The sequence below is a fragment of the Vibrio sp. 661 genome, from assembly GCF_033339315.1.
In the GTDB taxonomy this organism is placed as follows: Bacteria; Pseudomonadota; Gammaproteobacteria; order Enterobacterales; family Vibrionaceae; genus Vibrio; species Vibrio alginolyticus.
Window position 1 is genome coordinate 321,923 of the sequence record NZ_JAWOUJ010000001.1, and the last position, 25,418, is coordinate 347,340.

At 44.1% G+C, this 25,418-nt stretch carries 30 protein-coding genes; 10 read left to right on the plus strand and 20 right to left on the minus strand.

Features of this window, described 5'->3' with window-relative positions; translation table 11 throughout:
- Positions 1-114: 114 nt before the first annotated feature.
- Positions 115-789 (minus strand): fructose-6-phosphate aldolase, encoded by a 675-nt coding sequence (locus tag R7P69_RS01425; protein WP_053304029.1) that lies wholly within the window; start codon positions 787-789, stop codon positions 115-117.
- A gap of 254 nt (positions 790-1,043) precedes the next feature.
- Here R7P69_RS01425 and R7P69_RS01430 point away from each other — a divergent pair, with 254 nt between their 5' ends.
- Positions 1,044-1,985, plus strand: a complete 942-nt coding sequence (locus tag R7P69_RS01430; RefSeq protein WP_238952448.1) for a glycyl-radical enzyme activating protein — start codon at positions 1,044-1,046, stop codon at positions 1,983-1,985.
- Positions 1,986-1,987: 2 nt separating this feature from the next.
- Positions 1,988-4,426 (plus strand): formate C-acetyltransferase/glycerol dehydratase family glycyl radical enzyme, encoded by a 2,439-nt coding sequence (locus R7P69_RS01435; RefSeq protein ID WP_238952450.1) that lies wholly within the window; start codon positions 1,988-1,990, stop codon positions 4,424-4,426.
- Between the two features lie 84 nt (positions 4,427-4,510).
- On the opposite strand, the gene R7P69_RS01440 is transcribed toward R7P69_RS01435, so the two are convergent.
- A complete protein-coding gene (locus tag R7P69_RS01440) occupies positions 4,511-5,056 on the minus strand; it encodes a TetR/AcrR family transcriptional regulator (RefSeq protein WP_042521682.1) in 546 nt (181 codons plus the stop codon).
- A gap of 99 nt (positions 5,057-5,155) precedes the next feature.
- On the opposite strand from R7P69_RS01440, the gene R7P69_RS01445 reads away from it, so the two are divergent.
- From R7P69_RS01445 to R7P69_RS01460, 4 genes are all read left to right on the plus strand, one after another.
- On the plus strand, positions 5,156-5,629 hold the full coding sequence (locus R7P69_RS01445) for an HPP family protein (protein ID WP_064354938.1): 474 nt from the start codon (positions 5,156-5,158) through the stop codon (positions 5,627-5,629).
- 138 nt (positions 5,630-5,767) lie between these two features.
- Entirely contained in the window at positions 5,768-5,983 is a 216-nt protein-coding gene (locus tag R7P69_RS01450) for a TIGR02450 family Trp-rich protein (RefSeq protein ID WP_005374999.1), read from the plus strand.
- 112 nt (positions 5,984-6,095) lie between these two features.
- Positions 6,096-6,473 (plus strand): PH domain-containing protein, encoded by a 378-nt coding sequence (locus tag R7P69_RS01455; protein ID WP_005386881.1) that lies wholly within the window; start codon positions 6,096-6,098, stop codon positions 6,471-6,473.
- Between the two features lie 10 nt (positions 6,474-6,483).
- A complete protein-coding gene (locus tag R7P69_RS01460) occupies positions 6,484-6,702 on the plus strand; it encodes a DUF6500 family protein (RefSeq protein ID WP_017634431.1) in 219 nt (72 codons plus the stop codon).
- Here R7P69_RS01460 and R7P69_RS01465 read toward each other — a convergent pair.
- The 9 genes from R7P69_RS01465 to fliD all read right to left on the minus strand — a co-directional run bounded on the left by R7P69_RS01465 (position 6,699) and on the right by fliD (position 13,330).
- Entirely contained in the window at positions 6,699-6,986 is a 288-nt protein-coding gene (locus R7P69_RS01465) for a hypothetical protein (RefSeq protein ID WP_005375002.1), read from the minus strand. The genes R7P69_RS01460 and R7P69_RS01465 overlap by 4 nt on opposite strands.
- A 77-nt stretch (positions 6,987-7,063) precedes the next feature.
- Entirely contained in the window at positions 7,064-8,059 is a 996-nt protein-coding gene (locus tag R7P69_RS01470) for a flagellar motor protein MotB (RefSeq protein WP_005375003.1), read from the minus strand.
- The gene (motA, locus tag R7P69_RS01475) at positions 8,059-8,916 is read right to left on the minus strand and encodes a flagellar motor stator protein MotA (RefSeq protein WP_005375006.1); all 858 of its coding nucleotides are present in this window, start codon (positions 8,914-8,916) and stop codon (positions 8,059-8,061) included. The genes R7P69_RS01470 and motA overlap by 1 nt, the downstream gene beginning before the upstream one ends.
- 10 nt (positions 8,917-8,926) lie before the next feature.
- Positions 8,927-9,655 (minus strand): FliA/WhiG family RNA polymerase sigma factor, encoded by a 729-nt coding sequence (locus R7P69_RS01480; RefSeq protein ID WP_238952451.1) that lies wholly within the window; start codon positions 9,653-9,655, stop codon positions 8,927-8,929.
- Between the two features lie 12 nt (positions 9,656-9,667).
- A complete protein-coding gene (fliL, locus tag R7P69_RS01485) occupies positions 9,668-10,168 on the minus strand; it encodes a flagellar basal body-associated protein FliL (protein WP_005375011.1) in 501 nt (166 codons plus the stop codon).
- 22 nt (positions 10,169-10,190) lie between these two features.
- Positions 10,191-11,264, minus strand: coding sequence for a flagellar hook-length control protein FliK (locus R7P69_RS01490; RefSeq protein ID WP_238952457.1), 1,074 nt, complete (start codon positions 11,262-11,264; stop codon positions 10,191-10,193).
- On the minus strand, positions 11,261-11,581 hold the full coding sequence (locus tag R7P69_RS01495) for a hypothetical protein (RefSeq protein WP_005375013.1): 321 nt from the start codon (positions 11,579-11,581) through the stop codon (positions 11,261-11,263). Before R7P69_RS01495 ends, R7P69_RS01490 begins: the two co-directional genes overlap by 4 nt.
- Positions 11,565-11,951, minus strand: coding sequence for a flagellar export chaperone FliS (fliS, locus tag R7P69_RS01500; RefSeq protein ID WP_005375014.1), 387 nt, complete (start codon positions 11,949-11,951; stop codon positions 11,565-11,567). The genes R7P69_RS01495 and fliS overlap by 17 nt, the downstream gene beginning before the upstream one ends.
- Positions 11,952-11,983: 32 nt before the next feature.
- Complete coding sequence (gene fliD, locus R7P69_RS01505; protein WP_005375015.1) at positions 11,984-13,330, minus strand: flagellar filament capping protein FliD; 1,347 nt, start codon at positions 13,328-13,330, stop codon at positions 11,984-11,986.
- Positions 13,331-13,746: 416 nt separating this feature from the next.
- On the opposite strand from fliD, the gene R7P69_RS01510 reads away from it, so the two are divergent.
- On the plus strand, positions 13,747-14,034 hold the full coding sequence (locus R7P69_RS01510) for a hypothetical protein (RefSeq protein WP_005375016.1): 288 nt from the start codon (positions 13,747-13,749) through the stop codon (positions 14,032-14,034).
- 70 nt (positions 14,035-14,104) lie between these two features.
- On the opposite strand, the gene lafA is transcribed toward R7P69_RS01510, so the two are convergent.
- From lafA to R7P69_RS01555, 9 genes are all read right to left on the minus strand, one after another.
- Positions 14,105-14,956 (minus strand): lateral flagellin LafA, encoded by an 852-nt coding sequence (gene lafA / locus R7P69_RS01515; protein WP_005375019.1) that lies wholly within the window; start codon positions 14,954-14,956, stop codon positions 14,105-14,107.
- Positions 14,957-15,257: 301 nt separating this feature from the next.
- Positions 15,258-16,028, minus strand: a complete 771-nt coding sequence (locus R7P69_RS01520) for an EAL domain-containing protein (RefSeq protein ID WP_017633491.1) — start codon at positions 16,026-16,028, stop codon at positions 15,258-15,260.
- Between the two features lie 19 nt (positions 16,029-16,047).
- Entirely contained in the window at positions 16,048-18,138 is a 2,091-nt protein-coding gene (gene flhA, locus R7P69_RS01525) for a flagellar biosynthesis protein FlhA (protein ID WP_005375024.1), read from the minus strand.
- Between the two features lie 31 nt (positions 18,139-18,169).
- Entirely contained in the window at positions 18,170-19,297 is a 1,128-nt protein-coding gene (flhB, locus tag R7P69_RS01530; RefSeq protein WP_005375025.1) for a flagellar biosynthesis protein FlhB, read from the minus strand.
- A complete protein-coding gene (fliR, locus tag R7P69_RS01535; protein WP_005375027.1) occupies positions 19,294-20,070 on the minus strand; it encodes a flagellar biosynthetic protein FliR in 777 nt (258 codons plus the stop codon). Before fliR ends, flhB begins: the two co-directional genes overlap by 4 nt.
- Complete coding sequence (gene fliQ, locus R7P69_RS01540) at positions 20,070-20,339, minus strand: flagellar biosynthesis protein FliQ (protein ID WP_005375036.1); 270 nt, start codon at positions 20,337-20,339, stop codon at positions 20,070-20,072. The genes fliR and fliQ overlap by 1 nt, the downstream gene beginning before the upstream one ends.
- 12 nt (positions 20,340-20,351) lie before the next feature.
- Positions 20,352-21,110, minus strand: coding sequence for a flagellar type III secretion system pore protein FliP (gene fliP, locus R7P69_RS01545; RefSeq protein ID WP_005375037.1), 759 nt, complete (start codon positions 21,108-21,110; stop codon positions 20,352-20,354).
- A gap of 18 nt (positions 21,111-21,128) precedes the next feature.
- Positions 21,129-21,500 (minus strand): flagellar motor switch protein FliN, encoded by a 372-nt coding sequence (gene fliN, locus R7P69_RS01550; RefSeq protein ID WP_005375038.1) that lies wholly within the window; start codon positions 21,498-21,500, stop codon positions 21,129-21,131.
- Positions 21,497-22,315, minus strand: a complete 819-nt coding sequence (locus R7P69_RS01555; RefSeq protein WP_005375039.1) for a FliM/FliN family flagellar motor switch protein — start codon at positions 22,313-22,315, stop codon at positions 21,497-21,499. Before R7P69_RS01555 ends, fliN begins: the two co-directional genes overlap by 4 nt.
- Before the next feature lie 379 nt (positions 22,316-22,694).
- On the opposite strand from R7P69_RS01555, the gene R7P69_RS01560 reads away from it, so the two are divergent.
- Genes R7P69_RS01560 through fliE form a run of 3 tightly spaced genes read left to right on the plus strand, consistent with a single transcriptional unit; the run spans position 22,695 to position 25,417 of the window.
- Positions 22,695-23,714 (plus strand): OmpA family protein, encoded by a 1,020-nt coding sequence (locus R7P69_RS01560; RefSeq protein WP_238952459.1) that lies wholly within the window; start codon positions 22,695-22,697, stop codon positions 23,712-23,714.
- Positions 23,714-25,045, plus strand: coding sequence for a sigma-54 interaction domain-containing protein (locus R7P69_RS01565; protein ID WP_031778880.1), 1,332 nt, complete (start codon positions 23,714-23,716; stop codon positions 25,043-25,045). Before R7P69_RS01560 ends, R7P69_RS01565 begins: the two co-directional genes overlap by 1 nt.
- A gap of 15 nt (positions 25,046-25,060) precedes the next feature.
- Entirely contained in the window at positions 25,061-25,417 is a 357-nt protein-coding gene (gene fliE, locus R7P69_RS01570) for a flagellar hook-basal body complex protein FliE (RefSeq protein ID WP_005375045.1), read from the plus strand.
- Position 25,418 lies beyond the last annotated feature (1 nt).

The following is a 25,418-nucleotide window of genomic DNA, read 5'->3' on the forward strand; positions in this document are numbered from 1 at the left end:
TAGAATGACTAGGCGGCAAACCTCTCGCCGCGATTAAAACGCTTTTATCTCGAACAAAATTTAACCATGAAAGTTCAATAGACCCTAACTAAGACATCTAGCTGCTATTTTTAATTAGCTTTCAAATGAAAGCTTCTCGCCGAACGTCTCTTTCCAGTCTTTATCGAACTGTTCAACCGCCGGTTTTACTGCTGGATGTGCGAACATTTGTGCCGCCACATCAGTTGGCAATGTAATGGCTTCGATGCCCAGTTTCATCACCTCCATCGCTTGTTGAGTATTCTTGAAACTGGCTGCCAAAATCTTCGCTGGTAGTTGGTTTTGATCGAGCAACAATTGAAGATCCGCGACCACTTCAACACCGTTGCCGTTCATCGTATCAATGCGGTTTACGTAAGGTGCTAGGTAGTCTGCACCGCACAGTGCTGCAAGGAAACCTTGTTGAGCTGAATAGATAGCGGTAGCAAGAACCTGAATTCCCTCTTTTTTCATTAGCTTAATTGCAGCTAAGCCTGTTTCTGTTGCTGGCACTTTTACCACCATGTCGTAAGGCAATTCATTCAATTGGCGTGCTTCTGCCACCATGCCTTCGACGGTTGAACTCACTACTTGAGCGTGAAAGCGAGGTGTCCCACCAAGTGCTTCTTGCATGCCTGCTAGGGTTTCATTCAGTCCCTGTTTTGACTTCGCCAAAATGCTTGGGTTTGTCGTCACGCCTTTTAGCGGTAGGCATTGGTTAAAGCGTTTTACTTCTGCCACATCAGCAGTATCTAAATAAAGTTCGATCATGGTTTCTACCTTAAACAAAATCTTCGTTTTGATGATGGGATCACTATAGATCTGACAATCGAACGAGATCTTGATTTTGATCAATTGAAATTTCATTTGAAACTATAATAATTTCATTAAATGAAAGTTTAGTGAAACTTGTAAACGCTCAAATGAAGCTTTCAGTTCGAACAAAGAAAAGCCGCTCATAAGACTTAACCAGCAAGAAACGGATTAAGTACACAGCGGTAGCACAGACCAAGAGGCAAGCAGAGATGTATTTCAATATCCAACGATTCTCTACCCATGATGGCGATGGCATTCGTTCCATTCTTTTTCTTAAAGGATGCAGCTTGTCTTGCCCTTGGTGTCAAAACCCAGAAAGCCGCAGCGAAAAGCATTCACTCTTATTTGATCAGCGAAGTTGCATGGAAGATTGCAAGCTGTGCGTTTCTGCTTATCAAGCTACAACTCAATCTACTGCGGGTAGTGAAACGGTGAGCGATGGTATTCAACGCATCGACAACCAGATCATCATCAATCGCAAAGCCATCAAAGAAGACCAACTGATCGCGCTTCGAAACGTCTGTCCTACGCAAGCACTGACTGTCTGCGGTGAAGAGGCAAAATCAGACATGCTGTTCGACACCTTAATGAAAGACAAACCTTTCTATGACCAAAGCCAAGGTGGCGTGACCTTCTCCGGTGGTGAGCCACTAATGCAAGCGGATTTGGTGGCAGAACTCGCACAGCGTCTGCATGACAACCAAGTCTCTACCGCTATTGAATCGTGCATGCATGTGCCGTGGAAGAACGTTGAAAAAGCCGCGCCGCATATTGATTGCTGGTTGGCGGATTTAAAACACACTGATGAAGAAAAGTTTCTTAGCTGGGCGAAAGGTTCACTAAAACGCATCAAAGACAATTTCCGAAAACTGGAACCAATCGCGAAACGCATTGTGATTCGCGTTCCCGTGGTGCCGGGGTTCAATGACACCATCGAAGAATTGAAAGACATCATCGATTTTGCGGCTTCACTAGAAAGCTGCCAAGAACTTCACTTGCTGCCGTACCACACACTCGGCATCAATAAATACCGTTTGCTCGATATGCCTTACGAGTGTTCTGACAAGCCATTAAACAAACCAGAACTGCTAGAAAGCGCCATGCAATACGCAAGCGAAAACACCCAACTTAACGTGATTGTAAGAGGTTAACTATGGACCTGAATTACCTTCCTGAGCGTATCAAAGCGCACAAATCGGCACTGGTAAATATCGTAACGCCACCTGTCTGTACCGAGCGTGCAGAGGCATACACTCGTGCTTATCAAGCGAACGAAGACAAACCTGTAATTGTCCAACGTGCGATAGCACTGCAAGAGCATTTACGCACTCGCACGATTTGGATTAAACATGATGAGTTGATCGTGGGTAACCAAGCGAGCAAAGTGCGCGCTGCGCCTATTTTCCCAGAATACACTGTACGTTGGATTGAAGCGGAAATTGATGAGCTAGCGGACCGTCCTGGTGCAGGCTTTGCGGTCACTGAAGAAGATAAGCAAAGCATCCACAGCATCACACCGTACTGGCGCGGTAAAACCGTTCAAGACCGTTGTTATGGTTTGTTTACTGATGAGCAGCAAGAGATCTTAGCCAGCACCATCATTAAAGCCGAAGGCAACATGACTTCGGGTGATGCGCACCTTGCGGTGGATAACGAGAAAATCTTGAAGCTAGGCATGAACGGTTTGTTAGAGGATGTTCGTCAGCATCGTGCTAACAATGATGTTTCGACCTTTGAAGGCTTGAAGAAAGAGCAGTTCTACAAATCGGTCGAAATCGTGTTGCTTGCCATTCAAGACCACATGGTGAGCTACGCTGAATTGGCGGCAAAAATGGCGTTAGAAGAGACGCGCCCGCTGCGCAAAGCTGAGTTAGAAAGCATTGCGGCAAACTGTCGTCATGTCGCGAGCCACGCACCAGAAAACTTCTGGCAAGCACTGCAGTTGAGCTATTTCGTTCAGTTGATGCTACAAATCGAATCGAACGGTCACTCGGTTTCTTTCGGTCGTATGGACCAGTTCCTCAACGAATTTTATGTTCGCGATATCGAAAACGGCGCGATTGAAAAAGACTTTGCACTAGAGCTATTACAAAGCTGCTGGTTGAAGCTGCTTGAAGTAAACAAGATTCGCTCTGGCGCGCACTCAAAAGCCTCCGCAGGTTCTCCGTTGTATCAAAACGTGTGTATCGGCGGTCAGAATTTGAATGAAAAGGGTGAGCCTGAAGACGCGGTGAATCCTCTTTCTTGGGCGATTCTGGAATCTTGTGGTCAGTTACGTTCGACGCAACCTAACTTGAGTGTGCGTTACCATGAAGGTTTGAACCAAGAATTCTTAATGGGTTGTATCGAAGTGATTAAATGCGGTTTCGGCATGCCTGCTTTCAACAACGATGAGATTGTTATTCCTGAATTCATCAAGCTCGGTGTAGAGAAAGAAGACGCTTACAACTACGCATCTATCGGTTGTATCGAGACCGCAGTTCCGGGCAAATGGGGTTACCGTTGTACGGGCATGAGCTTCATTAACTTCGCCCGTATCTTGCTAGCTTCATTGAACGAAGGTGTGGATGCAACAACGGGTAAAGCTTTCTTGCCACACGATAAGTCATTAGCAAAAGGCAACTTTGAGAACTTTGAGCAAGTGACCGCTTCTTGGGCAGAGCAAATCCGCTACTACACCCGTAAATCGATTGAGATTGATACTGTAGTCGACAGCGTACTTGAACAGCAAGCTCAAGACATTTTCTGTTCAACGCTGGTGGATGACTGTTTGGCTCGCGGTAAAACCGTGAAAGAAGGTGGCGCGAAATACGATTGGGTATCTGGTTTGCAAGTCGGTATCGCGAACTTGGGTAATAGCCTAGCTGCCATCAAGCACCTTGTTTTCGATGACGCGCAGATTACTCAGCCCCTTATCTCACAACAACAGCTAGCAAAAGCATTGGCAGAAGATTTCGACGGCATGGAGAACGAACAGCTTCGCCAACGTCTTATCAACTTTGCACCAAAATACGGTAACGATGATGACGCAGTAGATCAACTACTGGCAGACGCTTACCAAGTGTACATTGATGAGCTAGAACAGTTCGTTAATACGCGTCATGGGCGTGGTCCAATTGGCGGCGGTTACTACGCAGGTACATCAAGTATCTCGGCAAACGTCCCATTCGGTGCTTCAACCATGGCAACGCCAGATGGTCGTAAAGCGAAAACGCCATTGGCAGAAGGTGCAAGCCCGTCATCTGGCTCAGACCGTTTAGGTCCAACGGCTGTGTACAATTCGGTCGGTAAGATCCAAGCAAATAAGATCCTTGGTGGCGTGCTGCTTAATCAGAAGTTAAGCCCGGCAGCGGTTGAGTCTGAAGGGGATAAACTCAAGCTTTCTATGTTGATTCGTACCTTCTTCAACCACCACAAAGGTTGGCACGTGCAGTACAACATCGTCTCTCGCGAGACCTTGTTAGCCGCGAAGAAGAACCCAGAGCAATATCGTGATCTCGTTGTGCGAGTTGCAGGCTACTCAGCTTTCTTCACCGCGTTATCACCAGATGCTCAAGACGATATCATTGCTCGTACCGAGCACGAGCTGTAAGTACACTGACTAACTAAAACAAAAGGCACCGATTGGTGCCTTTGGTTTGAATACTTAATCCGCAAATGACTATACCTGAACGCATTAAAGCTTGTGCAAAATGGTCACGCATTTCTTCGTGACGTTGTCGTACTCTTTCGTCATGTAAGCGGTAGTGATCGCGCCCTCTTTCATGATGCAAATGGCATCGAGTAATGAAGCGTTTTCTGATTTGAGATAGCGTTGAATTAGCTCTCTGACTTGCTGTTTATGGTAGCGGCAATACGTTGCGATCTCGCCACTGTCGTCACTGAATTCCGCGGACGTATTGATGAAAAAGCAACCGCGAAACTCGCCCAACTTTTCTTCAGAACCATGAAACCAGCCGTTGAGTGCTGTAAATAACTGATCGATCACCTCCGCGCACGTTTGTGCTGAAGAAAGCTTTTCCTCCAACCATTCCATAAATACTTGGTGGCGTTGTTCTAATGCGGCGATGATAAGCGCTTCTTTGCTCTCAAAATGGTTATATAGCGTGCGTTTAGCCACGCCGGAAACATTGAGGACTTCATTGATGCCAATAGAGTTGATGCCTTGTTTATAAAACAGTGACAAAGCTGTGTCGATCAATAACTGTTTCTTTTTGTTCATAACTACGTCCTCAAAAAGTTCCATAAATACATATTGACAAAGGTAGACAGATTTGTCTATTTTATTTTGTAGACAATTCGGTCTACTTTTGAGGTGTTTATGAATAATTTAATTTTATCGTTGGTTGCCGGGCTTGGCGCTACGTTGGCTATTGGCGTATTGTCCTACGCCGAGGTATCTCTTACTGAGGTAGTACTTCTCATGGCGCCATTTGGTGCTACGGCGGTGTTGGTGTTTGGGGTGCCTAGCAGCCCTCTCGCTCAACCAAAAAACGTTATCATTGGTCACTTCATTACGGCATCTATCGGTATTGCGTTTAGCCAGTATGTTGACGTCACGCCGGTCACGCTCGCGATTGCGACGGGGCTAGGTGTTTCTGCGATGCTGATTACGAAGACCACTCATCCACCTGCGGGTGCAAATCCAATTTTGATCATGGCGTCTGGGCAGGGATGGAGTTTTCTCTTCACGCCTGTCCTGATTGGCGCGGTAGTGATTGTTCTGGTCGGTAAAGGGTTACAGTTGCTACAAAATCAGTACCTAAACCCTCGACTGAATGGTCAGAAGACCTAGTCGGATTGTAGTTAGAGCCGCGAAAGGGAGTGATCTCTTTTGCGGTTTTATCTTTTGTCGGTTTGCAAAAACAAAATCTGATTCTCTCTTGGTATTCAGTCGTATACATCAACATGGTAGTTAAATTGGTACAATGCGATGAACAGAATCCACCCTAAGAAACTATTGCACAGTAAATGGACGGCAATTTCACCTAAAAACAAAGAGAAGCATTTTGTCGTGACGGAAATGGAACTAGATGAAGATGGTAACGTTGTGAGATGTGTCATCGAGGCAGTCATGAGTAAACGCGACCGAGAGATGAACTGGCAAGACCTAAAAGACTCTGAGCAATGGATGCAGGGGTGGAAGTGAAGGATGTTTCGTTGTTGGGCGAATCAAGTAGAAACGTGCGTTGCGAGTAGGCAAAAGTGGTGCTATCTGATACGTTGATAATTCGTTCTAACGCCCACTCAAAGGACTAATTATGATTGATTTCGACAATTCCTCTGTATTTAAGCTTAAGCCCATTGACGTTTCTAATGCCAGAGAAGACTTCCTTAAGTTCTTGATTGATGGTGAGACTATTTTCGCTGCTTTTAAAACAGTTCGTGACCAAGTGGTGTTTACGAACAAGCGAGTGATAGCGGCAAATGTGCAAGGGATTACCGGCTCAAAAGTGGATTACACTTCTTTGCCTTACAGTAAGATCAATGCATTTTCTATCGAGACCTCTGGTACTTTTGATTTGGATTGTGAAATCGAGTTCTTCATGAGTGAGGTGGGAAGAGTGCGTTTTGAAATTAAAGGCTCGTTTGATTTGATTTCTTTCAACCGTATGGTTAGTGAGTATGTACTAGGTTAAGGGATTAGAAATGAGAGCTTCGCTGAGAGACAAAATTATAGAGGTCTGTGACAAAAAGATCGCGAGTAAAGGTGAATTGGTTGGTCTCTCATTTTATGCGTTTTTCGCTAATAAAAATGACGACCCAGAGCTGTTGATGGAAGCGGCTACGTGGTGGATTCAGACTCATCAGCTCGACCACTTCGAAAAAGCAGTAAAAATAAAATCAATGGTCGAGTCGGGGAGCTAAATTAAAAAAAAGAAGTAAAGAAAGCAGACAAATGCTAATAACGTTGCGGACAAAACAGGGTAGATAATGTAAGAGTCCTGCTTGTTGGTTCGTTGAAAGCATAGCGAAACAAGTAAGACGTTATAAACAACAAGTAACAAGCTGATCATGGTTCCGCTGTTTAGTGTCATACTTGATAGCTGAGTTAAGAAAAACGCCAATAAAAGGTAATCGAAGACAATGAGCCATAAAAAGGCTTTCTTCAGTAAGTCGCTTTTTCTTTTTTCGGATGATGTTATGTGCATATAGAACTCAACTAAAAAGTCACAGTAACAGAGGCTTTGGTTAGAGAGGTCACCATCAGAGTGGTGACCTTTTAAGGTTATAATTCTTGAATTTTTACTTCGCTGGTGGCGGTATCGCCGGAGTAATTGATGACTTCTTGACGAATGACTGGTTGGTTAAATTCAGCCTTATCTTTCGCTTTTTGCAGTTCACTTTCTTGGTGGTTGCCAAAAAGGGTCTCAAGCACTTTAGCGGCAGGAGTCGTTAAAACAAACAGCTCAATACGACGGTTTTCGCTAGAATCTGGCTCATCAGGATTAAGCAGCGCTCTATCTGACATACCCGTTACCTGCATTACTCTATCGTCCGGCATACCGCCTTCAACTAACGTATTTCTTGCTACGTCTGCTCGAGAGGCTGATAACGCCCAGTTAGATTGACGACCAAAACGCTTTTTAAATGGAATTGCATCTGTGTGTCCGCTGATGATCAGAGGGTTGTTAACACGATGAAATACAGGTGCTAGTGCGAGCAGTAAATCTTCAAAAAAAGGAGTAAGTTCTGCACCACCACGGCTGAACATATGCTGTTTGTAATCATCTTGAAGGACGATACGCAAACCTTGTGGTGTCACCGTGACGTTTACATTTCCCTGCGCATTAATTTGGGCAGTCATTTGCTCAATTACTTTCGCTAGTGCGGCAAGTTGCTCTTGAGTATCGAAGTTACCAGGAATCAAAGAATCAATTTCTGGTCCATCCCCATCACCTTTAAAGTAAGAGCTTACTACATGGTTGGAGTTGTGTTTACTTGGCACAGAAGAGTCCTGTGCCAAGTCGATAGGAGAAATACTTTGTGACGTATCAAATGGGTTGCCGTAACTCTTGTCGAATACGCTTGAACTATGCAAGTGGGCAACAATCGCTTTACGCTCTTCTTTGTCTACCACCTGCATAACCCAAAGTACAAGAAACAGCGCCATTAGGGCGATCATGAAGTCAGCAAACGCGACTTTCCACGCGCCGCCATGAGACGACTCATCATGGCTGTATACTTTGGCACGTTTGAACACTACATGCTCTTGTTTTTGCATTATCCCTCCTGTTCAGCTAACCACTTCTCCATTTGGTTGAATGTTGGTTTGATGTCTAGCTGAATATGTTTACGACCAGCGTCAATGGCGAGCAATGTCGGCTTTTTCGCTACGTAGGCAACCAAGGTTGCACGAACGCACTCAAAAGCAGTCATATTACGTTTTACTCGCTGAGCCATGGCGTTACTTAGTGGATCTAAGCCACAGTAACAACCGAAAATACCAATGAATGTACCAACGAGAGCTGCCGCAACGTGATAACCAATCATAGCGATTGAGCCATCAATAGCTTGCATGGTGATAATGATGCCACCAACTGCTGCAAGAATACCGAAGCCAGGTAGTGCTTCTGCTGTACGCTGTAGTGAGCGTGAAGGTAAAAGCATTTCGTTCTGTATTGCTTCGATTTCTTGCTCTAGCAGTCCCTCTAATTCATGAGGCGACATCTGTCCCATTGCCATTAAACGTAAATTGTCAGTAATGAAAGAAATTAGGCGATGATCTTCTGCGATCGTCGGGTAAGCGAGGAACATAGAGCTTTGCTCCGGAGCCTCAATATGAGAATCCAGAAACTTGTATCCGCGGTTTCTCGCTGTCTCTAGCAAGTTGTTGAGTAGTGCCATTAATTCCATGTAGTACTCATGCTCTTCTGTTGGACCTTTAATGGTCGCTGGCACTTGGCGACGCATTTCTTTCAGTACATGAGGCGGATTACCGATGATCAGAGAACCAGCAGCGGCGCCAATAATGATAAGGAATTCGGCTGGCTGCCAGATAGCACCTAAGCTACCACCGGCCCACATATATCCACCGAAGACGCACACCAGGATAGTGAGCACTCCAAAAAACTTTTGCATCTTGTGACTCCTAAGAGGACATTAATTGGTTGAGTTGTTTCAGCGCTTGTTTGTGAAGCTGACATATACGAGGTGGTGTCAGATCCAATACCAGAGCTATTTCGTGTAAGTTGAGTTCATGTTGATAGAACAGAGTCAGGAGCAGTTGATCGCGCTTAGGTAACTTACCCAAAGCACTGTCTAAACTACGACGAATATGTTCATGTTCCATGCCATCGTATTGCCCGCCAATGTAGCTATCACCGCTGCTCTCCATCAGTTGGTCAAGGCTTTGCATCTCGCCTGCGAGAGCGGCATTTTGGCGGTTGTAATAATCTTGCTCATCCGTCCCTAAAGCCTGGATGATTTCGGCATCCGTTGGCATTCGACCTAACGTTCGAGTGAGATCTCGAGTCACGTCGTTGAGCTCGTGGGCTTGTTGACGAGTCTTACGTGAACGCCAATCTAGTCGGCGTAATTCGTCTAAAATAGCTCCCCGAACTCGACAAACGGCGAAAGCAGGAAAGTGAGGATCGTCAACATCGCCATATCGGCGTCCAGCCTCGACTAGAGCGATAAGGCCTATCTGCTGCATATCTTCAATACTACAGTGAGAAGTGGCATGAACGCGCAGCTGGTTAACTACGCGTTTTACCATGACCTGATGACGTTGTAGCAATGCGTTTTCATCAATTGGTCGTGACGGTGTTGTCACTTCCTCTTCTGTGGTGTAAGTGTCTTGTACATTCATGTCTAACATGGTTGTGCTCCGTTATTGCACAACATATTTAGTCAACAAAACATCGTCGATTTCTCGGACGATGTCTGTTTTAGCAAAAGCGAGTAGAAGCGTTTGCTTCACTTCGTCTTGCAGAATATCGATGGCACCCGCTTGCTGTAACTGATCAAACGTTTTGTCGCTAAACAGTTTTAATAGAGAGTTTTGTACCATAGGCATGTATTCATCGATCTCTTTGATACGCTCTGGGCGGCGTGTCTCAATTGCCAGTTCTAGCATCACAAAGTGAGTCTGTTTCTTGCCTTTAACGGTCAAAACGACTTTGTCCAAAGGATGGAAGCTAGGACCTTTACTTGTCGGTTGTTCTGTGACCAAAAAAGACAGTGGAGAGTCTTCGATCAGTGAACCAGAGTCAGGTGACTCTTGAGCGTGTTTGTTTAAGTACCAGATTCCGCCCATAATTGTGACGGCCGAAACGAGGGCACTGGTGATGATCATGGCGATAAACAGGGCGATCATTTGTTGTTTGGTCATAACCTTTTTCCTCGAAGATTCACTAAGCTTGAGTGCTTAGCCAGTGTTCTGAATAGTTAGTTGTTGTCGTGGTTTGGAATGCACCAGATTCTCGTGCGGCGAAAATATTGGTGTCTTCTTCGTTTGCGTGTGGGTCATTTCGACCTTGGTTTTGATCAGAGCCAACATTGACATCGACATGAACGAAGTTTTGCTCTTGTAACTCAGTACGCAATCGTTCCGAAACTTGCATTAAAGCTTCTCGTGTTGCTGCGGCATTGGCGTTGATGTGGACACTCAATCGGTCACCTTCAACACGTACAAGTAAATCCAATTTCCCTAAGTCTGGTGGGTCTAGGCGGATTTTTGCTTCTTGTACATTTTGTTGAGCTTGGAGCGTCACGCGATCATGTAAAACTTGCATCATTTGCTCCCCCCACTTTCCGGCAGTGGTATCAACACGCACCGCTGCCCACTCAGAGCCTTGAGCTTGAACATGACTCGTCGCAACCGGTGAATGTGCAGGTTGTGTTGTAGGAGCTTGTGCTTGAAGTAGAGAGGCGGTTGGTTGCCCTTGAACAGGTTGATTCAAAAGAGTTTGAAACTCAGCACCGGAGATAGGCAAACGCGAACTCGATGAAGTCGGCAGACTTTGCTTCACATCTTGTTTTGATGATGTGTTTAACATGGCGTTAGACGAATCTTGAGTAACAGACTTAACTTCGCTCGCAGCCATTAAAGATGACGCTTTTCCTAGTTTCTCAGCCTGCTTCTCTGCCATGGTAATCATACCCTGGGTTAAAGCTTGAGCTTGCGCTGCAAGATCAGTCGATTCTGTTAACCCTGGTGTACTGGTCAAGTTGGCATCCGGATCTGAAGCTGAGCGGTCATCAGTATCAAAACCATGACTTTGTACTTTGTTTGCGCTGTTCAAAGTAGAGGCCGTAAGGTGAAAACTCGGTACCGCTGACGCAGAGTTAAAGTCTTGCTCACCATTCTGCTTGTTCACTGATTTAAAACCATGAGAAAAGCCGTGTACCGAGTTCGCTTGCTTGATGTGACCCTCATTGTTAGCTGGCGAATTACCCGAGTGCTGAGTTGAAGAAGGTATGATCATTGAGTTAGCTCCATGGTCATTGCTAATTGATAGGCCATAGCGCGTTCTTGATGGTCATTGACCATGTTCATCTCTTTTTTCAACTCGTTGGTCGACTTCTCTAATACTGCGAAGGCATTAGCGTGCACTGTTTTCGCTCGCTGGATTTCAGGTGCAAGCTTAGGATCTTTCAAAAAAGGCTTGTGACTGATCAAAAGCTCTCGCAACTGCAAGTCGTACCGCTTGAGCGCATGCCAATCGGCCGTTTTTGCGGCGAACTGGATGAGCTGAGATAAATGACGGAATCGCTCTGGCGATACTTTATGCTTGTTGTCCAAAATTCATCCAACCTTCACGAATGTTACCCATTACACGCTCAACGTTAACCAAGCGATTTGCATCGTTTTGCACGCTAGCGTAATAAAGTTCGACTTGGCAGAAGTCATACAGCTGGCGTAGGTTTTCCGCAATTTCACCGCCGTTTTCATCATCTAAAGCACTTGTTAGTCCAATCAAGATGTTCATGCATTTGTTGATTCCATTCCCTTTCTCGGCCAAACGATTTGCGGCTAGGTGGCCGCGAATACGTTCAACTTCATCGAGTAGGCCATCGATTAACATGATGACCAATTGGTGTGGATTTGCTGCTGCCGCTTGAGCGTCGAGATCGACTTGTTGGTACGAATCGTAACCAGAATCCATAAGCATGAATATTTCTCCTAAATTTGGAACCAAATGTCTTATTTTTGAGCATTAAACATGGACATGGTTTGGTTCATTTGGGTCATAATTGAATTCATTTGAGTGAATTGTTTGAGATAGCGGTTGTACGACATTTCGTACTTACGCTCTAAATTGGTTTGTTTATCTTTGATTCGGTCTAAGCTTGACTGTATTGCGTCTTTACGCGTGCTGAAGGTACCTGATGAGAACTTCAAGAAAGGCTCTACCATCGCGTCAAGAGAATCTAGCAAAGCGTCATCCCCATTAAACAACGCCTCTAAGCCTGCGCTGTTTGTTTGTTGAGCTTCTTTGAACTTTTCTTGATCAACTTTCATTTTACCGTTGCGGTCTAGGCTCACGCCGATTTCGCTTAGGCGCATACCATTGTGTTCACCTCGGATTAACCCCGTTAACTGACTCTCAATAGAACGCAATGTCGAGTCGCTAGCGAGCACGCCGCGTTTCTGATCTTCACCGCCAATTTGGGTGTACTGATCGATAGTCGAAACAAGGGCATTGTAGGTTTCCACAAACTTATCTAGTTGTTCTTTAGTGCCTTCGCTATCAGCTCCAATTTTTAAACCGATTGGCGAATCTCCCGCGGCTTGCGGTTTAGATACGGTAATGTCAACACCGTCGATGACACCTTCAAAAGTATTACTTGCGTTGGTTAGTTTCAGGCCTGAGTCTTTTGCACCTAGCCACATAACCGCATCTTGCGGAGCGTTGATTTGCTTGAGGTTGGTGAAGGCGTCTTCAAACCACGCTTGGCCAGTACCCGATGCAGATACGTTGATCTTATTTTCGACACCAGTCTCAGTGCTCGATAGCATAAAGTGTGTTTGACCATTCGAGCGAACTAGAGTGGCGTTAACGCCAGGGTTATCCGTGTGATTGTTAATCGCACTGGCTAAATCGCTGATCGTTGCAGTGCCGTCACCATTAACATCAACGGAGGACAAGTCTAGAGTCATTGTTTCACCGTTGATGGTGAATTCTAAAGATCCAGTTGTTGGTACTTCTGTCGTTGCCTCAAGGTCTGCAGGCATACCTGTAGATACTTGATGCGCCGTTGCCACTTTTTCTACAAAAATCTGATAGTTACCCGTTAGCGCTTTAGCATCCGCGTTTGCAGTAAAGTTACCTTCTTGAGAGAGTGTCGCACTGTTTTTGATGATGCTGTTTGTACTGTTATTCATCTCTTTCATTGCAGTACGAAAATCACGTAGTGCGCTTTCAACTTTATTAAAAGCTGACAGTTGTGACTGGTACACATTAGCTTGCGCTTGGTAACGGTTTTTGAATGGGTTTGTGTCCAATTGTGCGAATTGGGTTGCCATTTTTACTGGGTCTAAAGAACTCATGAGGTGTGCTCCTCTCATCTCTTATTGGCTTGAATACTTTGAATGCTACGCCTTAGTTTAATTATCAGTGGCAAGATACGTGCCGTATATTAAATTCAATTAAAACAAAGGTTTAAAGCTATTTTGTTTTCTTGGGAGGAAGTGGTGTTTCCACCTTGTTTGTTCCGCCTTCCTCCATGGAAAAAGTAATTTCCTTATAAGAAAAGGCGACCTAAACAAAGAAAATATTTAATTGTATTGACGGTTCTAATTAGGAGAGATGTTTTAATTGGACGTTATATTCAGCCTTTACTTCAGCTTGATTCAGATAATTCTTACAGAGTGCATTAATTGCGTTCTGATATTATTTTTGATAGTGCGAAGTGCAAGTGTTCTCACTAAAAATTAAATTTTTTACGTTTCAAAGAATGTCAGTTATGAATGAATTTGCGTTGCGATTGATGAAATGTGCTCGTGCATATGAAGAGTTCATTAACAAAAAACTATTAAGTAAACAGAGCATCAATTCTGATGAGATAGCTAGTATCTTAAAGGAAGCTAAGTTCAATTTTCCTGAACTTAGAGATAGTAAAATAGGAAGCAAATTAGAGACGATAGAATTAGAACTGTTTAATAAGGTTTTATTTAATATTATGTTGAAATTCGGATTCAGAGTGCCTGAATCTCACAAAGATAATACGAGCTCTATTTATATTCGTAGATAAAAATAAAGCCTTCCATAGGAAGGCTTTATAATTAAGACGATTTAAATTAAGCGCACTATTAACTAAGTAATTAGCGTAGTAGTGACATTGCCATGCTTGGAAGCTGGTTAGTTTGAGACAGAACAGTTGTACCTGCTTGCATCAACATTTGGTTCTTAGTCATGTTTGAAGACTCTACTGCAAAGTCTGTATCCATGATACGACCTTTAGATGCTGTAACGTTTTCTACCATGTTACCAAGGTTAGCCATAGTGTGCTCAAGACGGTTGATGTTCGCACCGAAGTCTGCACGAGAGCTACCAATTTTTTCTACTAGACCGTCAGCGCCGCTGATTTTGTCTAGTGCTGCTTTTGCTTTAGTCGCGTCATCGATACCATCTGTAATTGCTGCATCAGCAAGAATAGTAGTGATTTCACCGATACCTGCGCTTGCGCTTACAGTCAATGTTTCAGCAGAAGATGCACCGATTTGGAATGTTACGTCACCTGCACCGAAGCCGCCGCCTTTAAGAAGGTTTTGACCACCGAACTTAGTGTTGTCTACGATGTTGTTTAGTTCTGCAGTAAGCTGTGTGAACTCTTTGTTAAGAGACGCACGGTCTGTTGCACTGTTTGAACCGTTCAACGATTGTGTAGCAAGGTCGTTCATACGGTAAACGATGTTTGTCATTTCATCCATCGCACCTTCAGCAGTTTGCATCATAGAGATGCCGTCTTGTGCGTTACGCATTGCTACTGACATGCCGCGTGTTTGCGCTTCTAGACGGTTAGCAATTTGAAGACCAGCAGCGTCATCAGCAGCTGAGTTCACACGGTAGCCTGTGCTTAGACGTTCCATTGCTGTGTTTAGAAGTCCGCTTGTTGTGTTCATTGTGTTTTGAGTTACAAGCGAAGCGTAGTTAGTGTGCATTGATAAAGCCATCTTAGTCTCCTTAGTTAGTCACTATATCTTTCAGGCCTCGGGATATTCCCTTGTCACTAACTAGAGGCGGTCGGTCGGCTTTAATGATTAATTTGAAAATTAAAAAATTTCTAAAAAAGATAAAAATTGATGATTTTTAGTGATTTGTATTCCATGAAAACCGGGAAAATCATCATATAAGCCTAAATTTTTTAGTTAAGTTAAAGAAACTATTGCCCAATGATCTTGTGGTTATCCGTTATAAATAAAAAAACAGCACGAATAAATCGTGCTGTTTTAAATATAAATGGTTGAGTTTCAACTATTCCTCATCAAAAGACTGAAAGGAGAGAGAGGTTGGGATATCGCTGAAATAACCAAAATAATAACTGGCACCCAATAAACGATAGCGGTTAAGTTCCGTTTGACTCGCTACACGTCCGGCAACCCAAGTATATTTATGCTTTCTTAAGAACTTAGCAATAGGTAGGAAAGCGTGTCTTTCTTCTTTATCCTCTAGTGTGACTGACAATTTGATCATATCGGGACTAAAGTCTGCGACGCGCTCGAAGTTCACTTGCGATGTCGCGACTTCAAACCAAAGTGAATATGCATTCTCTTTTAACTTTTTGGTGAGTGTGGCGACTTTATCACTATCACATAACGTTTCATCAGCTTGAAGAGAAGGAATCACATGTTGAAAAGCAGAAGAGTGGAATTGAATCGTCTGTTCGAGAAAATAAACCCCAGGCTCCCAAAGTAATGCATCCACGCGAATCGGCACGACAACATTACTAATCAAGTCGTGATGAAAGGCTTCTAACTGAAATTGTGTTTGTCTTAGTGCAAGGTAAAGACTGAACAAATCCAGGCAGTACTGCATTTGTTCAGAGAGTTTGAATTGATAGACACTTTGTTCTCCACGCATACCAAATCTCAACGTCAGGTGTTGGAATTCTACTTCTCCTGATTGAGCTTCCCTAATTGCTTGGCATGCGTGTTGGACATCATTGTGTTTTAAAGCATCAAAGACTAATTGATCGTCATCCGTGACGATATGTTGTACTGCGAGACCAACCAAATGTTCGTACATCGCATGTGTTGAAATAAGATTAACCAAGGTTTCCTACCACATTGATTTGTTTGTTTTCTGGGATTTCGTTGTAAGACAATACTGCCAGCCCTTGTGTAAATGTACGAGCGTAACGCGCTAGAAGAGGGCGCAGCTGTGGCATAACGAGAAGGATCGGAGGTAGCCCCTGTTGCTTAAGCTGTTGTCTGATCAATGGCAAGTTTTGTTGGAACTGACCAAGAATGTTTGGCTCAATTGGGAAGCTATCTAGTGTTACCGTACCAGAAGATTGTGCTTGTTGCAGTGAAGTTAGTAGCATTTGTTCTAGCTCATCAGACAGTGCGTAGACATTTAACTCGTTCTTTTGTCCTGCAATTAAGTTAACAAGCGTACGCTTTAGTGCACAGCGCACATCAGATGCAAGTAGGATCGGGTCCTTTGTATTTTCCGCGGATTCCAACATTGTGTTGGCAATCGTGCGAATATCTTTTAGTGGCACTTGGTCTAATAAAAGCTGACGATATACTTTCAGCTGCTGCGCTGGATTAAGTGCTGCTGCTAATGCTTCTGCTAGTTTCGGGGCTTGTTGTGTCAAACGCTGGGTTATTGCTTCCACATCGTCGTGCGTAAACAATTCTGCAAGGTTTGTCTTCATGATTTTACTAATATGAGTGGCAATAACAGTGCCATCATCGACAACTTGGTAACCCATATTAAGTGCTTTTGCTTTATCTTGATGCTCAATCCACACAGCTGGCAACTGATAAGCAGGATCGCTACCCAAAATGCCATCTACCTCACCGTAAGTTTCGCCAACCGCTATCGCCATTAAACGCTCTGGTTCAATAAAGCCTTGCTCAATGACTTCGCCATTTAGAGAAATTGTGTATTGGTTTGGCTTAAGGCTCAGGTTGTCACGAATACGAACTTCAGGTAATAAAAAGCCAACTTGTTCAGAAAGGTTTCGACGCACACCGCGAATTCGTTGTGATAAGGGTGCCCCTTGTTCTTTGTTGACTAGATGGACGAGTCGGTAACCAAGCGCAAGTGATAATGTTTGGACGTGAGGAATATCATCCCATGTCAGCGGTGTATCATCGTCTTGCATTGCTTGTGAAAGTGCTTCGACCTCTTCGATCTGGGAGTCTTGCACTGGCTTCTTGGTTTGACGCCACCCTGCGAACGCTAATGCGCCAGCAAACGCAAAAAAGGCTAGGTGTGGCATACCCGGTACCATACCGATTACCGCCATAATACCTGCGACAGTAAATAGCGTTGCAGGAGTTGCCAGTAATTGCTTTTGCATGGTTTCCGACATGCCATTATCGCTATCATTAATTCGCGTAACGATAATCGCGGCAGCCGTTGCCAATAGTAGTGAAGGAATTTGAGCAACTAGACCATCACCGATTGTGAGTAGGGCATAAGTTTTAAAGGCGTCAGACGCAGCGAGTCCATGCTCGAAGACACCAATACTGATACCACCAATGATATTGATAAACAGAATCAACAAACCTGCGATGGCATCGCCACGCACAAACTTTGATGCACCATCCATCGAACCATGAAAATCGGCTTCGTTGGCGACTTCTTTACGGCGTAAGCGAGCCGTTTCCTGATCGATAAGGCCAGCGTTTAAGTCGGCATCAATTGCCATTTGTTTGCCTGGTAAAGCATCCAACGTAAAGCGGGCTGAAACCTCAGAAATACGTTCACCACCTTTGGTGATTACGACGAAGTTGATGATCATCAAGATGACGAAAACCACCATACCAACGACGTAGTTACCGCCAATGACGACTTCACCGAATGCTTGAATGACCTTACCCGCTGCGTCACCACCATTATGTCCTTCTAGGAGTACAATTCGCGTAGAAGCCACGTTCAATGTGAGACGTAATAATGTTGCGACCAGCAAAATAGTTGGAAAAACAGAGAAATCTAATGGTCGCTTTGCGGTTGTGCTGACCAGCAATACTAGGATTGCTAAGACGATATTAAAGGTAAACAGCGCATCCAGTAGCAGAGGAGGCAAAGGAAGAATCACCATTGCTAATATCATTAGCAAGACGATTGGAATGCCAACGTAGCCTTTGGTTGATGTTTGAAGTTGTTTTAACCGGTTAAGCATACTTTCGTGTCCTTGGATAAACGCGGGTTAATCAGTGCTGCAAATGTTTTGGAATCGAAAAATGAGGTAAAGGAATTGGCTCTTTTCCCTCACCTTTACGAAAGGCTTTCAATTGCAAAACGTAAGTAAGAATATGTGCCACTGCGATGTACAGTTGGCTTGGGATTGCTTGTTCAATCGCCGTCGTGTGATAAATCGAACGGGTAAGTGGCGGGGAGTTAATGATTTCCACTTTGTTTTCTCGGGCGATCCGTTGAATGTGCATAGCAGTTTCGTCTACGCCTTTTGCGACGACAAAGGGCGCGTCAGAAAGCGAAGGCTCGTATTTCAGTGCGACTGCGTAGTGCGTTGGGTTTGTGATGATCACGTCAGCCGTCGGCACCATTTTATCGATCTTACGGCGCGCAAACTGTTGCTGTATTTGACGAATACGTTGCTTTACTTCCGGACGACCTTCATTATTTTTAAATTCCTCTTTCAATTCTTGTTTCGTCATGCGGAGTTCTTTTAGGTGTTCCCAACGCTGATAAGGAATGTCGATAACCCCAAATAACAACAATGCAAAGCCCATTAAGAGTAAGCCTTCAAACAGAATTGACATTACTAGAGAAAAACCTTGGCTGAGCGGGAGATTTTGCATGCCAAGTAATGGCTGTAAGTGGTTGTCTAAGTAGCCATATAAGATGCCGAAGATGACCGCTACTTTGAACGTCGACTTTAAGAGCTCAACCACTGAGCGGGTCGAAAAAATGCGCTTTATCCCGCTCAAAGGATTAATTTTGCTGAGCTTTGGCATTACGTTCGCGGGACGGAACATCCAGCCGCCTAGCACAAGGCTACTACCACAGGTCACGATAATAATGACGGTAAACAATGGTAATAGCATGTCTATGATGACCGCTAAACTTTGTCCCAATTGCTCGACAAGTTGTTTAGGATTTTCTAGGTCGGCTCGCGTCAGCATCATGTTGTAGCGAAAGATACCCGACATGCTTTCCCAAATACTATTAAGCTGAGAGTAAAAGTAGAGCGCCACCGCTAGAAATATCACCGCAGTAGTAAACTCTTTCGCGCGAGGAATTTGTCCTTCCTGGCGGGCTTTCTTTACCTTCTGCGGTGAGGCTTTTTCAGTTTTGTCTTGAGAAGATTGATCGCTCATGCTCCCCCCAACATAAAGTTACTCAAGTGTCTAATGGTGTCGTGAACGAGCGCCGTGTAGCGACCAGGAACACCAGAAACTGAGATTAATACGCTGAATAGACCCAGCAGCATCGTCATAGGAAAACCTAACGCATAGACATTAAGTGATGGTGCGGCTCGGTTCATTACACCAAAACTGATGTTGGCTAGAAGCATGGAAACAATAGCGGGCAAAGCCAAAGCGAGTGAAGAGGCAAACATCCAACCGAAAATGTTGACAACACCTTGCAGAGAAAGCGATGTGATACCAGATCCGACTGGCCAAACAACAAAGCTTTGAATCACGATATCTATGACGAGTAAGTGTCCTTCTAGCGCGAGGAACAACAAGGTTGAGAAAATCAGAAATATGCGTCCCAAAATGGCGACAGAAAGCCCGTTAATAGGATCATTCATCATCGCCATACCTAAGCCCATTTGCAGAGAAATCACCTGGCCAAGCATGGTGAAAACGTTAAAGAGCATGTGCAAAATTAACCCAAACATTACTCCCCAAATAGCTTGCTCAAAAGCAAGGAACAGGGAAGTCATAGAGAATAACTCGACTTGTGGCATGGGTGGCATTAACGGTCCAGTAATGACAACGATCGAGAGGGCCAGTAAAGTACGAACCCAAACAGGAATAATCGCATCACCAAAGAAAGGCATTGAAATAAATACGGCTCCCACACGAAAAAACGGCCACCAGAGTTGACCGAGTATCGCCGAGAGCTCTGCAAATGTGATGGCCATTAGCCAATCATCCCTGGTATGTTGTGGAACAAGAAATCAAACAGTTCCATGATCTTACGTAGCATCCAGTGACCTGCAAAAATCACCATTAATAAGGTAACGAGCAAACGTGGCAAAAAGCTGAGTGTTTGCTCGTTGATTTGTGTGGCAGCCTGAAATACGGCGATACACAAACCGACAATTAAGCCTGGAACAACCAATACGGCAACCATCAAAATGATCAGCCATACTGCATCGGAAAATAACGTTACGGTTAGTTCTGGGGTCATAACTGCTCCTAGTTAACCGAAGCTGGCAGATAAGGTGCCAACTGTCATTGCCCAACCATCCACGAGTACAAATACCACCAACTTAAAGGGAAGTGAGACAATCAAAGGTGATAGCATCATCATACCCATTGCCATCAGGACACTGGCGACAACCAAGTCGATGACCAAAAACGGGATGAAAAGCATAAAACCAATTTGGAAGGCGGTTTTCAGTTCACTAATGACAAATGCAGGCAAGACAACGGCAAATGAAATATCCTCAACGTTTTGGTCGAGAGGCTCATTGGCAATACGTAACATTTGTTCAAGAGAGCTTTGGTGCGTCTGTGCCAACATGAACTCTCTCACTGGTTTCTCTGCAACAGAAAAAGCCTGTATTAGCGTGATTTCGCCGTTGTCGTATGGCTGAAACGCATTTTCATAAATATCGCTCCAGACAGGGCGCATAATCAGTAACGTCAATGCGAGAGCGATCCCGACCAACACTCTGTTAGGTGGGCTTTGTTGAAGACCAAGAGCTTGGCGCAAAATCGCAAGGACAACGACAATTCGAGTAAAGCTCGTCGCCATCAAAATAAATGCTGGAAGAAAACTGAGCGCCGTCATCAACAACAGAATTTGCAGTTTAACGCTGTATTCTTGTTGTGTGTCGCCATCAGAAACGGACAAGATAGTTAAGCCGTTGTCAGCCGCCATTGTTGGGAAAGCAAACAAAAGTGACACCAATACCAAAAGAGGTAACCAACGGTGCCAAGCGCTCAGATTTTTCATTGTGATGCCTACCTAAGATTATTGACCAACGCCACTCAATGCAGAGTCATGTACATCGATCAGACGAAGTCCATACTTATCATTGACAACGACAACTTCAGCGTGGCCCATAAGAGAACCGTTTACTTTCACGTCTAAAGGCTCGCCATTGAGCTTTTCCAACTCGATAACCGTGCCTTCACCCGCTTTCATTAAGTCCCCAAGTGGGATCTCCTTACTCGCAACTTCCAGCGTGACTGTGACAGGAATGCTTTTGAAAAAGCTAAGGTCACGTTCCGCAGTGGCTGGTTCTTGTTGGAGCGTATCTTCGGCTTCAAAGTCTTCTAATTGAAAATCATCAAAGTTCAGTTCTTCTGCGTCGAATGCATTAGTTTCTAGCGCTTCGCTCATCGCTGCGGTTCCTTATCAGGGTTAAAGATCAAAACAAGTTGGCCGTCTTGCTCGGCAATACGACCTGTAAATAGAGATTGGTTGCCAATGCTTACTGGAACCGTGTTAAGAAGCTCAATAGGTAAAATATCGTTGGGTTGTAAGCCAACCACATCACTTAAAGGCATCTTCTTTTTACTTAGAACAACGTTCAGTCGAACGGGGGTCGTCTCTAAAGAACGACAGAAAGGTTGAAACAAATCGGTATCAGGTTGCAGTTCAAGCTGCTCGATCAGCGTTTGAATAAGATGACCATCTAGCTTGAGATGAATTGAGCCTTGATGATCGTCAAACGCAATGTTTAATTGAACGTTAATGCCAATTCCTCTAGGGGTCTCATACTCACCCGTGTCCCACATTTCACCAGGAGCAAGCCAACCGATGATGATTCGACTGATGCGCTCTTGTAAACGTAAGTCACTGGCCGTCAGAGTAGCGGCTGAACGCTCTGCACTTGCACCATAAAATCTATCAGCCAACTTTATTAGCGTGTGAGGGTTACCATGGATGAATACCATGCCGCCTTCCTGATGTTGATAGGTCGACGTTTGCTCTTTGTCCATCTCAACCGATGTAAAGCGGTGCAAGTCTACTGAGGTTAAGCTAGCTTCCACTTTTCCTGTGCTGAGCCAATTTTGTAATTCAGTCGTAAGGTTTGAGCAAGATTCTGAAATTAAATTATCGAGCTTCTCACGAATGATATGAATAGGTTTGCCTAATAATTCTACATCAAGTAGTTGACTATCAGAAATAGGCTCGCTAACTCTATTTTCCATTTATATTTTACCGTGCGTTAACAATCGAAAGTGTTTTAACTTAATGGCGTGTAGTCTACACAGAAATTTTAATGATCTTTTAGCTCCAAACTCTAAGATTGTGACTTTAGTTCACATGTTGCTTTGTTCATATAGTCATAATCTTTTAATGAAATTTAAAAAGAGTTAGTTTTCTTTATAAATCGCTTAATAAATAAAATAACAATGTTGAGCGTTTTAGTTGTTATAGATTTTTTAAATTGCCTTTATGGCGTAACAACAATTTCAAATAAATAAATTATAAAATACTGTTTTTTATGCTTAAAGCTTCCGTTGGAGGCTAAGCGTGCTCTCTTGAGCGTTTTGTAACCAATTTTAATATTCAGAATAGGTAATTAAAATGATTAGCTATGCCAGTTCTCTCGGCTTGGTGGCATATTTAATTAAACGGTTTAAGTCATGGGAATGTAAGATATACATGAATCATGTCCGTTTGATAATTTGTAACACAATTATTGTTATCAGTTTTATTTTTTCAAAAGTGTCATATTCAGAAGAAGTCTTAACAATCCCTATGGACCTCTCTAAATGGACATATGAGGGAAATAAATTCAAATGCAACTTGTTGCAATCAAATAAAGACTATGGGAAGTTTTATTTCCTAGCGGAACCTAATAATAAATTCTATTTTATTTCCGATATGGAATATGAAAACAATAAATGGAAAACGATTGCTTTAACAACTCAAAATGCTCCTTGGGGTGATGAGCTTTATAGAAAAGAATTTGGTTCCCTTGAATTTACTAAGCCGTCTCAGCGTTTCATCTTTAATAAAGGCGCTGAAGAATTCATGGATTCAATTGCTTCGGGTAGTTGGGTGACGCTGTCACTTAAAGGAAGTAATGCTTCCTCTGTTTCAGAGATTGTGATTCCTACTCTTCAAATTCAAAACGCATTGAAATCATTTAATGCGTGTCGCGCGCGATTGCCTAAATTGTCTTTTTCAGAGGCAAGGGATATGGCGCTCTCATTTGAGTTTGGTCAGAAGACGTTAAGTCGTGGACAGAAAGCAACACTAGAAGCGCTGTATAGCTATGTATCTGTGGATGATCGAGTGACCAAAATCCTCATCGACGGTCACACCGATAACGTTGGTTCAAGTTTAACGAACCTTTCTGTGTCACGTACTCGAGCAGAGCAAGTCACCAATGCTTTGATTGAGCTTGGGGTCGACGAGTCGATGATCGAAACACGAGCTCATGGTTCACGTTACCCAATTGCCAGCAATAACTCGGTTAATGGCCAAGCAAAAAACCGACGTGTCACCCTGCGTTTAGTGAGGGACAACGAGTATACGGCTACGAAACACCACCCAGATCTACAATCACAAAATCAACAAACGAAAGTTAAGGTTCAATGATGACGAAAACGAAAATTTTGTTGGTTGAGCCAAATGAAGCTCTTGCTCAACCAGTATTGGATGTGTTGCAAAATGCAGGTTACACCGCGAAACACACTCGTACTGGTCGAGGCGCTTTGCTTGAAGAGCGAGCAGAAATCACTTTAGTGAGCTCTACGCTGCCGGATATGTGTGTTCGTGAGTTTGTCGCGTGTCACCAAAAGCAGCGAAATTCGGGTGTTGTTATTGCGATTGTCGACCAAGAACAAGGCATCTTGGCTGCTGAGACGATGAAAGCGGGCGCTACTGATTATCTATTACGCCCATTTGAATCTAATCAGTTGGTTAATCTGCTTAAACGTGTTGAAGCGTTAGGTAAGCCAATGGCCAACATTGTTGCAGAGTCTTGGAGAAGCAAACAAGTTCTACAATTGGCGCATCGTGCAGCATGTACTAACGCGAGTGTGCTTATTACAGGTGAATCGGGAACGGGTAAAGAAGTGCTGGCGCGATATGTGCATGAGCACTCTCCGCGTATCAATGGTCCATTTGTGGCGGTTAACTGTGCCGCCATTCCAGAGTCAATGTTAGAGGCTGTGCTATTCGGTCATGTAAAAGGCGCGTTCACCGGAGCGACAAATTCTCAAAGCGGTAAGTTTGAAGAAGCAAATGGCGGGACGATTCTGCTTGACGAGATTGGTGAAATGTCACCTGCGGTTCAAGCGAAATTGTTACGCGTCCTTCAAGAGCGTGAAGTAGAACGTGTTGGTAGCCATAAAGCCGTTCAGCTCGATATTCGTGTTATTGCGGCAACCAACAAAGACTTACGTGAGGAAGTTCAAAAAGGCACGTTCCGTGAAGATCTTTATTATCGATTAGATGTGCTGCCTCTGCACTGGCCGCCTTTGCGTGAAAGAAAAGAGGACATTCTACCGATTAGCCAATTCTTTATTGAAAAGTATCAAGATAGTAGCCGCTGTCACCTATCCCAAGATGCGATTAGTGCGCTGAGTCAGTATCACTGGCCGGGCAATATTCGTGAGTTGGAAAATGTCATTCAACGCGCTTTGGTCATGCGTCATGGTGATTACATTACAGCCCATGACCTGATGCTGCCTATTGAGCTTGTCGCGTCAGTTCCTACAGCAGAGCCAACTTCAAGTTTTGGTCATGTAGAAGCGAAGAAGCAAGCTGAATATCAGTTTATTTTGGAAAAGTTACGTCAGTTTGGTGGAAACCGAACGAAAACCGCAAACGCGCTTGGAGTCTCTACTCGAGCGCTACGCTACAAGCTCGCAGCAATGCGAGAACATGGTATTGATTTACAGTCGGCACTAGGCTCGGCTGCCTAATAGGAGAAAAAATAGATGGCAAGTCAACCTACTCATGCGGTCTCGGCAGAGCAACTTATGTTGTCAAAAATGCAGGCGATGCAGGCACAAGTGCAGCCGCCAGAGTTTATCGTGAGTGCAAATCCTTTAGATCAACAATCACTAAACGCACCTTTATCGTTCTCACAAGCGATGACAAATGTGTTGGATACAGTGAATCAACATCAATCAGTGGCTAGTCAAAAAATGACGGCCGTAGAAACAGGAAAAAGTGATGACCTAGTTGGTGCAATGGTCGCGAGCCAAAAAGCCAGCTTGTCCTTTAATGCTTTGATGCAAGTGCGCAACAAAGTCGTGACCTCATTTGAAGATATTATGAAGATGCCGGTGTAAT